This window comes from Mucilaginibacter sp. SG538B (assembly GCF_013376065.1).
GTDB classification, from domain to species: domain Bacteria; phylum Bacteroidota; class Bacteroidia; order Sphingobacteriales; family Sphingobacteriaceae; genus Mucilaginibacter; species Mucilaginibacter rubeus.
On sequence record NZ_JABMJI010000001.1, the window covers coordinates 1,194,325 to 1,210,505 of the forward strand.

Here is a 16,181-nt window from a genome sequence, read left to right on the forward strand (position 1 = left end):
TTTTAAATGGAGGGGACGCCTACCAGTAGGTGGTTTGTACCAGGTTGTTGTTAACGATCAGGTCATTGTCCTTTATTGGCCAGAAATAGTTTTTTAGCCCGAAAACCGGTGTTAACACGGTGTGCGGCCTGTAGTAGTTACCCGCTTCAGACTCATAGATATTCCAACCCTGCAGTGGTACGCTCAATACATTTTGGATTTCTTTCCAGCGGCGAAGGTCCCACCCGCTTTGCGCCTCAAAGCATAGTTCAATACGACGTTCACGGTGTATGATATCACGCAAACCTTCTTTAGTTGTTGGCTTGCCCGGAGTTTTTGAATAGGTTGACCATGATTCCAATACACCTTTTAAACCTGCTCTTGCCCTTACCTTGTCAATGTAGTTGTAGGCATCGGCTGTTGGGCCATTTGCCTCGTTCAGACTTTCGGCATATAAAAGATATAAACCGGCAAGTCTCATCAGCGGCAGGTGAAATTCAATTGGCTGAAAACCATCATCATAAACTGAAAGGTAATTAGCCAGCTTTTTAGGCCAATAGCCGGTGATGTTTAGCGTGTTCAAATCTTTTGGACCTGCCAATGAACCTGAACCGCGCGCTTCAACATGGTAAGCCTGGTCCTGGTTGTAAATGCCGTTGCCATACCAGATACTGCCATCAAAAGCAATATTGGCATAAAAGCGGCTTTCGCGGCCATAGTGCTCATTAATGGTTGTATAACCCTGAGCTATGTAGTATTTATCGGCGTCGCCTGCTGTTTTCAGTGCAAAACGGTTGGTATAATCATAATTTTTATCCTCGGTTAAGGGTACACCGTTAGCTGTGTAAAAAAGCTCCTGTGTTGAAATCGGAACGGCAAATGTTGAGGGGTTCGAGAAAATGTTAACAGCTGATTTTGGCGTTAACCTTGGTGTTGCATATCCCTGACAGGGAAATGTTGGATTTAATGCCCAGATCAGTTCGGGGTTTACATCCCATTTTTCGGTAACGGCGTTTTGGATGGTTAGCTCGTTACGCAACTGATCTGACAGGGAACCTACCGTTGGAGGCGATACAAATGTGTATAATTTAAGGCCATTAGCTTCGCAGGCATCAATGGCCGCTTTACAGGCGTCAGCGGCACGCTTCCATTTCTGCGGATCGACGGTGCTGGAAAACAGTGCCTGTCCATCCTTATTTTTCATGCTGGCGTAATCAGGGTTGCCGTTAAATAACGGGCTGGCCTGTGTTGCCAACATTTCGGCTTTAATTGATAGCGCCGTTAGCTGGGTAATACGGCCAAGTTCTTTTGCCTGGTTGGTGATAACCGGTGGCAGATCAGGAATGGCTTCGTCCAGCAACTGGACACAATAATTAAATACCGAATCAACCGGCGAGCGTTTTACCCTTACCTCTTCGGTGCTGGCCGTAATATCGATATTGGTTTTTACCAGTGGTACCGGCCCATACAAGCGGCACAGGTAATAATGGTAATATGCTTTAAGGAACTTTACCTCGGCTATCCACCTTGCTTTTTCAGCTGGTGAAAGGTCAAAAGGTTTGTCAATGTTTTCAAGCATGATGTTGCACCTGCGGATAGAACGGAACAACGCCTGCCCGCCATTTTCTCCATCCCACCAGTTTACACCGGGGCTTGCGCTGTTTTGCGTGCCACGGATAAGGCTAAAGCCATTTTCATTAAGCGGGTGGTTGGTGAGGTTGTTGGGATAAATGATTTCCGATGATGTGGTGAAACCTATGTTTGAAGTGGGGTCATAAAACTGTTGTAAGGTTGCGTAGCAGGTAAACAGGTAGTTTTCGGCCTCGTTACGGTTCCTGAACGCGTACTCGAGGGTACCGGTATTATCTGGTGTTACATCAAGATATTTTTTACATGATGCGCCCGAAACCAGGAGCCCGACCAGTAATAAAAGTTTATAATATTGTTTCATAATACTAAGTATTGATCTGTAAAAAATTATAGGTTAACGTTTATGCCTAAGTTGAACACCTTTTGTATTGGGTAGGCAAAACCATTACCACCAAGCTCAGGGTCCCAAAGTTTAAAGGCGCTCCAGGTATACAGGTTTAAGCCGTTAAAGTAAATGCGGCATTTGGTTACGTTTAGGCGCTTTAAAATTGATGGCGGCAACGAATAACCTATCTCTACCGATTTAAGTCTCAGGAAACTACCATCACGCATCCACCAGGTACTGTTTTGACGGTTGTTTTCGATCTGGTTCCCGGTTACACCTAACCTTGGATAGGTTGCATATAAATCCTGGTTTTCTTCGCTCCAGTGACTATCGGCAAATGCTTTGATCAGCTGGGTATTGCCATATATGTACGGATCGGGGCTTTGAATGAACGGACTGGTGCGGCTTGGATCGATAAAGAACGACACACGAGCCTGGCCCTGGAAAAAGCAGGAGATATCAAAGTTTTTGATCCCGGCTGATAAACCGTAGCCATATACAATTTCGGGCACTGTTGGATAGCCAATAAAAGTTTGATCGGCGCCGTCAATTTTACCATCGCCGTTTAAGTCGCGGTATTTGATATCGCCGCCGCCCGGAGGGATGCCGTTGGTTGAAAAGATCTGCGAAGGAGAGTTCTTAGCTTCATTATCGTCAACAAATAAACGTTCGGCAATGTAGCCGTACTGCCTGTTTATTTCTTGCCCTTTGTGGTAACGATAAGCTTCCTTGTACTGAGGCTCTTCATAGTTGCCATATTTACTGCTTGCCAAAGTGAAATTACCACGGCCCTGCAGCCAAACGTCTTTGTTTATAGCCGCCTTATAATCCATTTGCAGGTCGATACCTTTGGTATCTGCTGTGCCAATGTTTGCAGTAACATTGGGGTTTCCGTACTGGTCAAGCGCTTCAAGGCCCAGTGTTGTTGGGAGTGAGCTGCGTGTTTGAAGGATATTATAGCGATGGTATTTATAAACCTCGGCAACTACATTCAGGTTTTTAAACATGGTAAACTCAAGACCAAGGTTTAGCTGGCGCGAAGTTTCCCAGGTTACATTAGGGTTTTCATAGTTATTGATGTAAACACCCTCGCGCCTGTAAGCATTGTTGGTGCCAAAATAAGCAGGATTACCACCGTTAAGGTTAACATCTGAAAGGAAGAAGAAACGTTGTGAGCCAATGGCATCGTTACCTACTAAACCGTAGCTGGCTCTTATCTTCATGCGGGAAATGACATCATACAGCCCCGACCCCCAGAATTTTTCGTCAGATACGATCCATGAACCGCCGATGGTTGGGAAGAAACCGAACCTGTGATCGGCTGAAAAGCGCTCGGTACCGTTATAACCAAAGTTAAATTCCAGGAAATAACGGCTTTTAAATGAATAAGTAGCACGGCCTGCAAGGGTTAAGTTGCGGTAAGGCAACGAATACTGCAAAGTAGGGTAGTTTAACACCGGGTCTTTTGCTGCCGAATAAACCGTTTGCTGACGCGTGCCAATCAATGATGCGCTCAGGTTATGACTGCCAAAGGCATGATTGTAATCCAACACGCCTTGAAAATAGATGTACGTATTTAGATTATCAGTGCTTGGGTCGCGGTAATAGCTCAAATACTCGGTAGCTACGTTATTGCCGGTTGGCTGTGGGTTAAGCCAGGTTAAGGTGTACTGGTTAGTAGCTTTATCATAAGTATTCACATTATAGTAAAATGGCGAATACCCCATTTGCGACTGAAAGTATGAATATCTGTTGGTATGAAATAAGCCATGAAAGTTAAGCCCGTCGGTTATGAAATTCAGTTTCTGATTTAACTCCAACTGGGCAGATAACCTTGATTCTGAATAATTTTTATGGCCACGTAGCAATGCAGCATATGGGTTGTTGTATGCAATGGCGTTTGATGCTGAGCCTGCGTTGGCAGGTGCTGCGTTACCAAACAGGATGTGCTTAACATTGCGGTTGGCCGAATCGGCAGGGAAATATGCCGGGAACAATACAGGGCTGGTATGCACGGCAACATTATAAAGATCTGTCGAGAATGAAGCATCGGCGGTAAGAGGCCCGTTATACTCATTGAATGAACCTGCAAGCCTTACAATAAGCTCGGTGCTTTTGCTTAGGTTAATATTAACGTTTGAACGCAGCTGGTAATTTTCAAACTTAACGTTGTTGTTATTATTGTTGGCAATATCCTGCCTCAGGATGCCATGGTCAACATTGTATGAGCCTGATACATAGTAACGGGCTACGTCGCCGCCGCCGCTTACGCTCATATCTGCACGTTGCGTAGCTGTGCGTTTTTTGAAAAGCATATCCAGCCAATCGACAGCGGGATAAACATACTTGTTGCTGCCTGCGTCGCCGCGTATGGTGGCCTCTGTATTTAATATTTTATTTTGTGAGAAAGGGAGCGGACTTAACGGATCTCGGGTGATGGTAGCTTCGTTAAACAACTTCATGTAGGTGATTGGGTCGGCAAGCTGCAATGTTTTGGCAGACTGTGATATGGAATTTTCCACACGTGCGTTGATCTTGGCCTTACCAACCTTACCTTCTTTGGTGCTTACCAAAATTACACCGTTGGCACCGCGGGCACCGTAAAGCGCGGTGGCACTCGCGTCTTTCAGGATCGAAAAGCTGGCGATATCATCAACCTGTAAGCGGGCAAGGTCGGTTGTAGAAAGCTCAACATTATCTATCAAAATAAGTGGATCTTTTTTATAGCCGAAGGTGGTTACACCGCGGATAAAGAAGCTGGAATTATCCTGCCCGGGTTGGCCGCTTGGCTGAAACGCGATGATCCCCGCCACCTGGCCGGCAAGTGCATTGGTTAAGTTACTGGCGGGTATTTTCAGATCGGCAGGTTTAACGGTTGTTACCGAACCTACTACGGCTTCTTTTCGTTCTTTTTTGCCGTAGGCCAATACCACAACTTCTTCGAGGCCGCGTTTGGACTCTTTAAGCACAATATTTACTACCAGCTTACCGGCCGAAACGGTGAAGGTTTGATCAATAAAAGTTACGTACGATACTTTAAGGATAGTACCGGGCTCGGCGTCTATCACAAACTTGCCGTTAACGTCGGTAGTAGTGCCCAGGTTTTTGCGGTTGGTTGCCACAATGTTGGCGCCTGCAATTTTACCGCCCAGTGTGTCGGTCACGAGGCCGGTAATAGTTACCTTACTTTGCGCGTGCGTAAATTGCGCTGAGCAAATAAAGCTCAGCAGTAATAATACGAAGCAATAAAAACCCGGTGCAGACTTATGAGACTGTCTAAGCACCCGCCGGGTTTTAATCCGTTGGTAAAATTCTTTCATAAAAGTGGTTTGATAATGGTTCTTTATTTTTGAGATTTGGTTGATGGGTTTATTTGTTTTAAGTGCCATTTAAATGCGCAGATGGTAAAAGGTTTTTCCATTAGTAAAAGGTTTCATCATTTTTTAGATATGTTAAGTTGACAATTAAAAGTTTTGAGCTGCGTTTACGGCGTATTGCTGTTTGTTAAAAAAATCAATTGGTTAAAAAATAGAGTACCTGGCACGTGTTCCCCTTGCTGTTTTTGTTGTTATCGGTTTCAATTTTCAGGCTGAGCGTGTGCTGGCCTTTTTTGAGGTCGGTACTAAAGGTTACATACCAGGGCAGATAAATCCATGAGCTGAACTCCGTGTACAGGTCCATCGTTTTCTCAGTGCTTCCGTCAATGCTGTAGCTGATAATGCCGGCATCCGGTCCGGATACAATAGCCATTCCAATAGCGGTGCCGGTAAATGGCAATGTTAATGATGAGCCTGGTTTTGTAGCAATAAGCATCGGTTTATGTACAAAGCCAGGGCGGGTGCTCAGGTTATTGTTGGGTGCCCAATCGGGGTTAACGGCCCATCCGTTCAAATTTTTTGCGTTTTGAATACTGTAATAGCGGCCATTGTTGAGGTTAAGCGCGTTAAGCGGTTTGGGTAATGGATTGGCTTTAATAGCAGCAGCCTGCTGTTTGTCAAAACATGAATTAAGCAGGCTTTTTATTGTGGCGAAATAAAGCTCCTGCCCGTAAATGGCCGGGTGGAGGTCTTTAAAATCATATTGCCATGAAAATTCATGGTTATTGAGCTTATCAGTAACTTCTTTGGCCAGGTTAATGGACGGCAAGCCGTAATGTCCTGCAATTAATTCATGATTTTTGATTTGCAGCGGGGTTTTGCGATTGTTGTAATCCCTGATCTTATCCGGATCAACAAATGACATCATGACGATGTCCATCAGCGGATTGGCCTTTTTTGCATGCCTTACAATACCTTCCAGCGCCCGTACCTCGGTCAGGCTGTCCAGCCCGTTCACATTGTCATTTACCGCAGCCTCAACAAACATCAAATCAACTTTGCCCGAATCAAGCACATCCCGCTGCAAGCGGAAAGCATGCGGCACACTACCTAACGAGGGGATGCCAGCCTGTATAAAATGAAAGCTGGTTAAAGGAAAGCGTTCGATAAGGTAGCGGCTTATCTTTTCGCGCCAACCGGGGTTATAGGTAATTGATCCGCCTAAAAAAGCTACTGTAGCTTTCTTGCCTGCACTGAATACACTGAGACTGTTGGCCAAGCCGCTACGGGTTATAAAGTAATCGGTATATGGCAGCACTTTTTTTACCGGATAACTGTAGCCCATGATCATATCAGCCCAGCGTTCAGGATGTTCAATAGGGAAGTGGTGCCCGTTCAACTCCTGCGGACCGGCAGTTACCGGGTATATCATCATCGGCCCGCCTAACGCGTTATAGCGTTGAGCAAGGATATTGGTGTTTTCGGCATTAGGTACCAACTTGTCGTTTATACCTATGATGTGCATAACGGGTACTTTAAAAGCAGCAAGGCCATCAAGGTTATCAATAGGATTGTCTTTGTAATCAAGCGCTTGTTGTTCGGTAATGTGATACACCTGTTGCAGCTGTTTCCACAGAGCGGCATCGCCCGGGGCACTTAGTTTACCTCCCGGCCAGCTTTGAATATTGCAAACAGGGGCTTCATTATAAATGCAACTAATTTTATCAGGATTGCGTTTGGCCCAGCCATATACATATAAACCGCCACGACTAACGCCTTCAAGGGCAACTTTGGCAGCGAAAGCTTGTTTAGTTGTTAAATACTGATAAAAAGCATCCCAAACCTGCAAAGCATAAGGGCTGCCATATTGATCATCAACATTCACGAAAGCGACATGAAAGCCTTTGGTTAGCAGGATGCTGTCGATATCGGTATGCCAATCAGGAAATGAAGCCCGCCAAACCCATGGATTACCTTCGAGCGCCTTTTCAGGTTTTACATAGTAGGCTTTGTGAGCGCCTATGGTAATATTGACACGTTCAAAACCTTTCCAGCTATCATTAGCTGTATGTTGAATAGTATATAAGGCAGGGGCATTGCCTGTGTCGTCAATTTGTTGGTTTTGAGCTAAGACAGTACCAGCTGTGAACCCCAATAATAGCGTAATTAGTAAAGCTTTAATCATTCAATTTTGGATATAAAAATTCCACTTCAAAAACTTCGTCCTTTTTGGGGATTGCTGTTTCTGATTAAAAATGTTTTGTAAACTTTTAGTAGCTGGCGTTTATAATCAGGGTAAAAATATGGAGGGTATTAACAATAAATTGCACTTAAATTGATTTGTTTCGATACTATTTTGACATCGATTTTTTGATTTCGGGCAAAAAGTGACTTGCTGAAACAATTTAGTTGTATTAAGTGTAGTTTTCACAACAAAATAATATTGAAATGCAAAAAGTTGTGCAATATGGCATTGGTTGCTTTTAGTTCATGGTTCATTGATGATGGTTCATGGCAGCATCAAGAGGGGTGAAGGTTCAGAAACTTACGAAGTTTTTAAAACTTCGTAAGTTTGGTAAAAGTTAATGTCCAATTACTGTTAACAGAGGTTCTTCCGGCTCATCGGAATAAAGCTTGTTTTTTACAACATAACCCTTCAGTCCGTAATATAATACGTATACATAGCACACCAGCGGCGCAATGAATGCCATCCTGATGCCTGAATGGTCTGATATCAAGCCCATTATTGGCGGGATAACAGCACCGCCTACCACTCCCATAATAAGTAATGACGAAGCAACCTTTGTATAATCGCCTATATTTTTGATGCTGAGCGTAAATATGATAGGATACATCACGGAGGTAAACAGTCCTACTATTGACAGCGAGATTATGGATACATAACCACCCGTAAGTACCGATACCAATACCAGCGTAAACGCACCTATGCTGCATAGGGTAAGCACTTTATTGGGTTTAACCTGCTTAAGTAAAAACGCCCCCAGCAAGCGCCCGGCTAAAACCAACGCCATGTAAAGCGTGATAAACAGGGCCGATTTTTGCTCGGTAATACCTGTAATATTTAAGGACTTTGTATACCTAATGATAAAACTCACCACGCCAACTTCGGCACCCAAATAGGCAAAAACTGCTAATACGCCCAGCATAGTATGCTTGAATTTAAATACTCCCGATAGTTTTTGACGGTTGTTACCTTCATGCATAACCGGTAATTTCAAAAAATAAAGTACCACGCAAAGGGCAATAAATAGCGCAGCCAGTGTCAGATAGGGTGGGATAACCAAATGCGCCTCGTTGTTTAAAAACGCCTTTAGTTGTTCGGGGCTAAAGGATTGGATAAGCTTTGCAGGGATATCCTTTTCGTGCAATAAAAATTTAGAACCGATGAAGGGCCCTATTGTAGCGCCCATGGAACCAACTGCAGCCGCCAGGCTTAACCGGCTGGATGCATGATCCGGGTCGCCAAGTTTTGAAATATAGGGAGTAGCCGTAACCTCCAGTATGGCAAAGCCTGATGCCATGGTAAACAATGCCAGCAGGAACACAGGATAATACCTGGTGGTTGCTGCCGGATAAAATATGGCGGCGCCAATAGCCGCCAAAATCAAACCGGTAAGCATCCCTGCTCTGTAACCCATTTTTTCGATAAAGCGACCGGCAGGCAAAGCCATCAAAAAATAAGCGCCAAAAAATGCCGACTGGATCAGCGACGATTGCAGATCAGTTAGCTGGCAGGCCCTTTTCAGGTGCGGGATCAGCACATCATTAATGTTGCGGCTCAGATTCCAGAAAAACATCAGGCTCATTACTATCAGCAGCGGAGCCAGGTATTTTGATGCGTTACTGTTGGTTTTGTTCATGGTTAAGATCTCGTTTTATCGTCTGTATCCAAGTTCGGCGCCGCCGCTTACAGGCATAATGCAGCCGGTTACAAACCGTGCCGCGTCCGAAAGCAGGAAAACTGCGGCATCGGCTACTACATCGCCCTCGGGGCAGTAACCTAATGCATGAATCTCATTCAGGTATTTTTCTATCGATCCGGGATCGGGCTGTTCGGCTGCCCATTGTTTAAGCAATGGTGTCCATACGCCGGCAGGCGAAACAGCATTTACCCTGATGCCATATCGCGCATAATCAAGCGCCATTGACTTGGTTAGGGCATTGATGCCGCCTTTGGTTGCGGTATAAGCAGCATGGAGGCTTTGACCTATATCGCCCGCCATGCTGCTGGTGTTTAAAATGCAGCCTTTTGAAACTTTGAGCAGATCAATACCATATTTGGTTGTCCAATACAGGCTTTTAAGATTGATATTCATCAGCACATCCCATTCATCCTCTTCGGTTTCGTCAACCGGTTTTGAGGGATGGGCTATAGCGGCATTGTTATGAATAGCATCAAGCCTGCCGTAGTGTTTCCGTATGGCATCGAAAGCAGCCTTTACATCAGCCGCCTTTGATACATCACCGGCAATACCTTCATTGTTACCACCAAAATGGTCGAGTGCTTTATAAAGGGCGCGTTCATTTATATCCATTATAAAAATGGTTGCTCCCTCACGGATATAAGCTTCGGCGCAGGCCAGGCCAATGCCCGATGCGCCTCCGGTAATAAATATTACTTTGTTTAATAATTGGTTCATTTTGGGTTTTTAGGTGGTTATCAGGTCGCTGCTGTTGCCTGCTTCTGCAGGCACAGCGTAATAGCCCCCGCTAATATTGGCCGGATTTTTAAAGTATTTGGCCAAATGCGGTATGTGTTCCAAAAATAAGTTTTCATGACCAATAGCCACATGGTTAAACAGCACTAAGTGCTGATGGATCTGCCCCATATCACCTACATGCGGCACTACGGGTATGTTGAATTTTTTTGCCAGCAGGCTTATCGTCAAAAATTCAGATACACCGCCCACCCGCACACAATCAACCTGGCAAAAATCCATAGCCCCGGCCTGCAAAAAGTTTTTAAAGATGATTTTATTGGGGATATGTTCGCCGGCAGCAATTTTAAGCGGCGCAATTTCTTTAGCCAGTGTTTGATGCGCCAAAACATCATCAGGGTGGGTGGGTTCCTCTATCCAGTAAGGATTGATTGAACTTAATTCTTTACATATGGAGATGGCCTGCGGCAGGTTCCATTTCTGGTTAGCATCCAGCATAATGGTTGTTTTGTCGCCTGCCTGGGTACGTACCAGTTTTGCCCTGCGGATATCGCGCTGCGGATCATCTGAGCCAACTTTTAACTTCATCGCGGTAAATCCCCGGTCAATGGCGCGGGCTACGTTCTCTTTGATCTTCTCGTCAGAATAGTTAAACCAGCCTACTGATGTATCGTAAGCCTTATAACCTGTTTGTAAAACACCATTGCGTAATGTGCGGCCTGGAAAATTGCCCTTTAAAATGTTTTCTGCTTCTTCAACAGTCAATACATCTTCAAGGTAGTTGAGGTCGAGCGTTGCCACCAGTTCTTTCGGGCTTAAATCAAGCAAAAGTTTCCAGAGCGGTACCTGCCGGCTTTTGGCCCAAAGATCGAAACAAGCATTTACTATGGCTGCCAGCGCCAGCTGCATTACACCTTTGTGCGGACCCAGCCAGCGGTAGGTGGGCGAATCCAGTATCGAACGGTAAACCGAACCAAAATCGGCCATAAGTTCTTCAATCTCACGTCCTTTAAGTGTTCCGGAAAGATATTGGATAGCTTTGCATACCAGGTCGTTACCGGCCCCCAGAGTAAAGGCCAGGCCAACGCCTGTTACGCCGCTGGCAGTATGCAGCTCACAAATGGCATAAGCATACTGGGTTGAATCGTTTACTGCGTCAGAACCGGCGCCATTGCCTAAATTAAAACGCTTGTCGGTAACTTCAATTTTATTGATGTACATGTAGGTAAATATATTTTGCAAATAGTTTCAGGCCGTTCTATGCCGAAAAGCCGTAATGAAATCTTGTTCCTTGTGTTTATAAATCGGTTTATTATACCTTTCCGGATAAGGTATGATGCTGTAAAATTAGCGCGGTTTGATTTTTTACTTTCACTTTAATTGGCAACTTTCGATAGTATTTTTGCTTATATTTAGCTTTTCTCTTCATGTTTTGTTAAAATGAAACCAATTTTAGCCGTATTGTCTGACGGGGTACAGTCAGAAGACCTGTTTGTTGCCAGGGAAGTAAAGCTTCCTTTTTTCTCAAGTGAGTTCCATTTTCATGAAGAATGCCAGTTGGTACACATTGTAAAAGGCTCGGGCAAGCGCATCATCGGCGATCTGGTTGATTATTTTGAAAGCGGGGAGCTTATTTTTCTTGGTTCAAATATTCCGCATGTTTGGCATAATACCCAGGAACAACCCAACGAGGATGACCCTGAATATTATGCGCATTCATTATCTATTCACTTCAATCCGTCAAAATTGCTCATGAATCTTTCAGCATTTGGTAGCATACGCAAAGTGGAGTTGTTTTTAAGTAAGGCACAAAGAGGGATGGAGCTAAAGGGTAAAAGCCGTGATATGGTAATAAAACTGATGTACCAGATAGTACAGCAGGAAGGGTTGCAAAGGATCATCACCCTGCTCGAGATCCTTAATATCATGAGTGCAGACCCGGAGCATAACCTGCTGGCCAGTATCAACTATATCAATTACTATCAGTATCATGACAGTAAGCGTATGGACCAGGTGTTTAAGTATATTTTTGACAATTTCAGGGAGGATATCTCACTAAACACTATTGCCGATGTGGCTAACATGAACACATTTGCCTTTTGCCGGTTTTTTAAGGCGCGTACCCAAAAGTCGTTTACCCAGTTTGTAAATGAAACAAGAATTGGTTATGCCTGCAAGCTGCTAAGTAATAAAGATAACAGTATTACAGATATAGCCTATGAATGCGGTTTTAATAATGTATCAAACTTTAACCGCTTTTTTAAAGTGATTAAAAAGGTAAGCCCGCGTCAGTACCGGAACCAGATTTTGTCTTAATATATGACGATTACTTACCGGCGAAGTGAGCTTTCGCTGCAAGGTGACTTACTTTATTAAAAATGTTCCTCACCTTACCTTCAGAATGAAGCCGGCGGAGGCTCGGTTATGCACTTCTGCATCCGGCAGATCCCATCTTGTATTGATGGTAGTAACAATTCAATTACAAATCCATTCCTGCCAAAAATAAAAGTGTAATTAATACACAGTGAGTTTTTTAAATAGTAATATTGTGTTAGCCAATTGTTGAACAGCCTTTTTAGCGATACTGTATTTCATATTTTTTTGCCTTGTACATAAATCCTTTTAGCAAGGCGATGGATTAATGTTGCTTTTATAGCTGTTCATTAAATGTAAACCAATAATAACCTCAAACATGTCATTAAAAACAAAACTCACCTTCGTTTTTTTGACAGGATTAACTTTCCTGCTCTATTCCTTTAAAAAGCCGTCTGACAAGCCGCGTGTGCTGGTGTTTTCAAAAACTTTGGGCTGGCACCACTCATGCATCCCGTTTGGGATAGCGGCCATTCAAAAATTAGGTAACGAGAATGGCTTTGATGTGGATACCACCACCAACTCTGTTAATTTTAATGACGATAATCTGAAGAAATACCGGGCAGTAATATTTAACTGCACCACCGGCAATGTGCTTAATGCCGTTGAGCAGGCAGCTTTTGAACGTTACATACAGGCAGGCGGCGGTTTTATGGGTGTACACTCCGCGGCTGATACCGAGTACGACTGGCCATGGTACGGCAAACTGGTTGGCGCCTATTTTTCAAGCCATCCCAATAATTCCAACATTCGCAAGGCAACAATAGATGTAACCGATAAAAGCCAGCCGGCCACTGCCAACTTGCCCACAAGGTGGGAGCGTACTGACGAATGGTACAATTACAAATCTATATATAGTGGCATCCATGTGCTGGCAAGTCTCGATGAAAATACTTACGACGGAGGCACCAACGGAGCCAATCATCCCATAACCTGGTATCATGAGTTTGATGGCGGCCGGGCATTTTATACAGGCTGCGGCCATACCGACGAAAGCTACAGCGACCCCCTGTTTTTGGGACAATTGCTCGGCGGGATCAAATATGCGATGGGCAATGGCAAACCGCTTGATTATGGTAAATCATATTCTAAAGTAGCGCCCGATCAAAGTCGTTTTATCAAAACTGTGCTGGTAAGTAACATCGCTTCGCCCATGGAACTGGCGGCAGCAAAGGATGGTCGTGTGTTTTTCACCCAGTTATTGGGCAATTTTTCCGTTTATAATACCAAAACCAATAAGTTTAAATTAATCCATAAATTCCCGATCACCTATGAAGGTGGTACGGGTGTTATCGGCCTCACGCTCGACCCTGATTTTGACAGGAACCAATTTGTTTATATCTACTATATGCCCGCCGGGCAAACCATTGAACCGCTTAATTTCCAGCTTTCGCGCTTCAAGTTAAGTCCGGCGGATGTACTCGACCTTAAATCGGAAAAAGTACTGCTTAAAGTGCCTGTACAAAAGGTGAGCGGTGCTCACCACGGTGGCTCACTGGCCTGGGATAAGGATAAAAACCTGTACTTGTCAACAGGTGATAGCTCAAGCCCTTTTCCTTCTGATGGTTATGCACCGCTGGATGAGCGCCCCGGAACAGAGCATTACAGTCTTGACGCGCAGCGGAGCGCCGGCAATACCAATGATTTTAAAGGCAAGATCCTGCGGATCCACCCCGAGGCTGACGGCACGTACACCATCCCCGAAGGAAATCTTTTCCCGAAAGGTACGGCTAAAACCAAGCCCGAAATTTATGTTATGGGCTGCCGTAATCCATACCGGATTGCGGTAAATCCCAAAACCTCGGTTTTATACTGGGGCGAGATTGGGCCCGATGCAGGTAAAGATTCACCGCGCGGGCCACGTGGGTACGATGAGTTTAACCAGGCGCGCAAAGCAGGCAACTTTGGCTGGCCATATTTTGTGGGGAACAACTTTGCCTACTCGCACTGGGATTTTGTGAATGCCAAACCAGGGCCAAATTTTGATCCTAAAGCACCGGTAAACAATTCGCCGAATAACACCGGCTTAAACATACTACCTCCTGCTACCCCGGCCATGATCTGGTATCCGTATGCTGCTTCCGACGAGTTTCCCGAGTTGGGTATGGGTGGCCGCTGTGCCATTGGCGGCGATTTTTATGAGTTTGATAAGAATATCAAAAATCCGAACAAATTCCCTGAATATTATGACGGCACCTTGTTTGTGGCCGACTGGATGCGCAACTGGGTGATAGACCTTAGGTTTGACAAGAATGAGAATTATTTACGCAACGAAGCTTTCATGCCTGCCAGCGGCGATTTCCGCCGGCCTATTGATATGGAATTTGGACCGGATGGTGCTTTGTATATGCTGGAATACGGTTCGGTTTACGGAGCCCAAAATGAAGACGCCCGTTTGGTTAAGATTGAATACAATACCGGCAACCGTGCTCCGATTGCCAAAGCAAGTATTTCGGACACAGCTGCATTTAATAAATTCGCCAAAACCAGGTTTTTAACCGCGGAGTTAAAAGAGTTTCCGGCTAAAAAGGAAATAGCCGGCCAGGCCCCGCTTAAGGTAACTTTCAGCAGCCAGAACAGTAAAGATTTAGATGACGACGATAAGATAACTTATCAGTGGTTGTTTGATGGTAAAACTGTTGGGGCTGCCACTCCATCGGCAAGTTATACTTTTACTAAGCCGGGTGTTTATAAAACCATATTGAAGGTAACTGACAAGGGCGGCTTGTCCGGTCGGGATACGGTAATTGTAAGGGTTGGCAATACCAAACCCGAAGTTACCATAGCCAGTGCTGATAATAAATCATTCATCTGGAAAGGCAAGCCTTTCCGCTACCATGTAGTGGTTAGTGATAAGGAGGACGGTAAAATAGATCCCAAAAAGGTAAAATTATTTTATATCTATAACCCGCAGCCCTCGGCCAATAGTACCACACAAAACTTAACGGCTTTGTCAACTACCGAGGTAAGCTATCCGGGTAAGGGGCTGATGGCTAATAGTGATTGCAAATCGTGCCATACTATTAACAAAACCGCCGTTGGACCAAGCTTTTTAGCTATTGCAAATCGGTACAAAACACAAAAGGGAGCTATTAATCAGCTCTCCAAAAAGATAATTGCGGGCGGCGCGGGTAGCTGGGGTACCGAGCATGTAATGAGTGCGCATCCGCAACTATCAAATGCCGATACGCGAGAAATAGTGAAATACATTTTTTCGCTTACGGATAAAAAGAGCCCGGTATTGCCTTTGCCCTTAACCGGAACACTCAATCTGAAATTTAATGATGCCGAACCGCGCGGAGAATACACGCTGCTGGCATCTTATACCGATAAGGGCGGTAAAGTTGTTGGTCCGCTGAAAGCTACGGATATGGTGGTGTTGCGGAATGCTGCAGAGAAGGCTGTTTATGCCGATGAGTTGAAAGGCTTTAATAGATTTAAAGATGACCTGTCGGCAGGTAACCATAAATCATATGTACTGTTTAGGAATATTGACCTGACCAACATTAGCAAGTTTGCTTATACATATGCATCGAAGGATTATGACGGGGAGATAGAGGTGAGGATCGATTCGCAGGCCGGGCCAGTGATCAGCTCTGTGGCTTATTCAACCACGGGTTCCTGGGATAAAACCGGCGAAGTAACCGGCGCTTTAAGCAAGCCCGTGAACGGAAAGCACGATGTGTATTTCTTCGCGATAAAACATTCTAAGCCGAGTGACGGTATTTTAAATTTGAAAGGTATTGAGTTTGTTGAATAGTTTTATTATTAATAACGTCATTGCGAGGTACGAAGCAATCCCCAATAGGCGGATGCGCTCTGTATAGTTTGCGATTGCTTCGTACCTCGCAATGATGC

General features: G+C 44.6%; 8 protein-coding genes. 2 read left to right on the plus strand and 6 right to left on the minus strand.

All coding sequences use genetic code 11. The annotated features are described in order from the left end of the window. Positions 1-19: 19 nt before the first annotated feature. The 6 genes from FHW88_RS04770 to FHW88_RS04795 all read right to left on the minus strand — a co-directional run bounded on the left by FHW88_RS04770 (position 20) and on the right by FHW88_RS04795 (position 11,171). Positions 20-1,930 (minus strand): RagB/SusD family nutrient uptake outer membrane protein, encoded by a 1,911-nt coding sequence (locus FHW88_RS04770; protein ID WP_176623551.1) that lies wholly within the window; start codon positions 1,928-1,930, stop codon positions 20-22. A 26-nt stretch (positions 1,931-1,956) separates the two neighbouring features. Beyond that, positions 1,957-5,274, minus strand: coding sequence for a SusC/RagA family TonB-linked outer membrane protein (locus FHW88_RS04775; RefSeq protein WP_176623553.1), 3,318 nt, complete (start codon positions 5,272-5,274; stop codon positions 1,957-1,959). A 193-nt stretch (positions 5,275-5,467) separates the two neighbouring features. Beyond that, entirely contained in the window at positions 5,468-7,456 is a 1,989-nt protein-coding gene (locus FHW88_RS04780) for an SGNH/GDSL hydrolase family protein (protein ID WP_176623555.1), read from the minus strand. A 397-nt stretch (positions 7,457-7,853) separates the two neighbouring features. Further along, the gene (gene fucP / locus FHW88_RS04785) at positions 7,854-9,152 is read right to left on the minus strand and encodes an L-fucose:H+ symporter permease (RefSeq protein ID WP_176623557.1); all 1,299 of its coding nucleotides are present in this window, start codon (positions 9,150-9,152) and stop codon (positions 7,854-7,856) included. Positions 9,153-9,167: 15 nt separating this feature from the next. Beyond that, positions 9,168-9,932 (minus strand): SDR family NAD(P)-dependent oxidoreductase, encoded by a 765-nt coding sequence (locus tag FHW88_RS04790; protein ID WP_176623559.1) that lies wholly within the window; start codon positions 9,930-9,932, stop codon positions 9,168-9,170. Between the two features lie 9 nt (positions 9,933-9,941). After that, positions 9,942-11,171, minus strand: a complete 1,230-nt coding sequence (locus tag FHW88_RS04795; protein ID WP_176623561.1) for an enolase C-terminal domain-like protein — start codon at positions 11,169-11,171, stop codon at positions 9,942-9,944. Between the two features lie 219 nt (positions 11,172-11,390). Here FHW88_RS04795 and FHW88_RS04800 point away from each other — a divergent pair, with 219 nt between their 5' ends. Both FHW88_RS04800 and FHW88_RS04805 read left to right on the plus strand, forming a co-directional pair. After that, on the plus strand, positions 11,391-12,266 hold the full coding sequence (locus FHW88_RS04800) for an AraC family transcriptional regulator (RefSeq protein WP_176623563.1): 876 nt from the start codon (positions 11,391-11,393) through the stop codon (positions 12,264-12,266). A 376-nt stretch (positions 12,267-12,642) separates the two neighbouring features. Further along, entirely contained in the window at positions 12,643-16,083 is a 3,441-nt protein-coding gene (locus FHW88_RS04805; protein ID WP_176623565.1) for a ThuA domain-containing protein, read from the plus strand. Positions 16,084-16,181 lie beyond the last annotated feature (98 nt).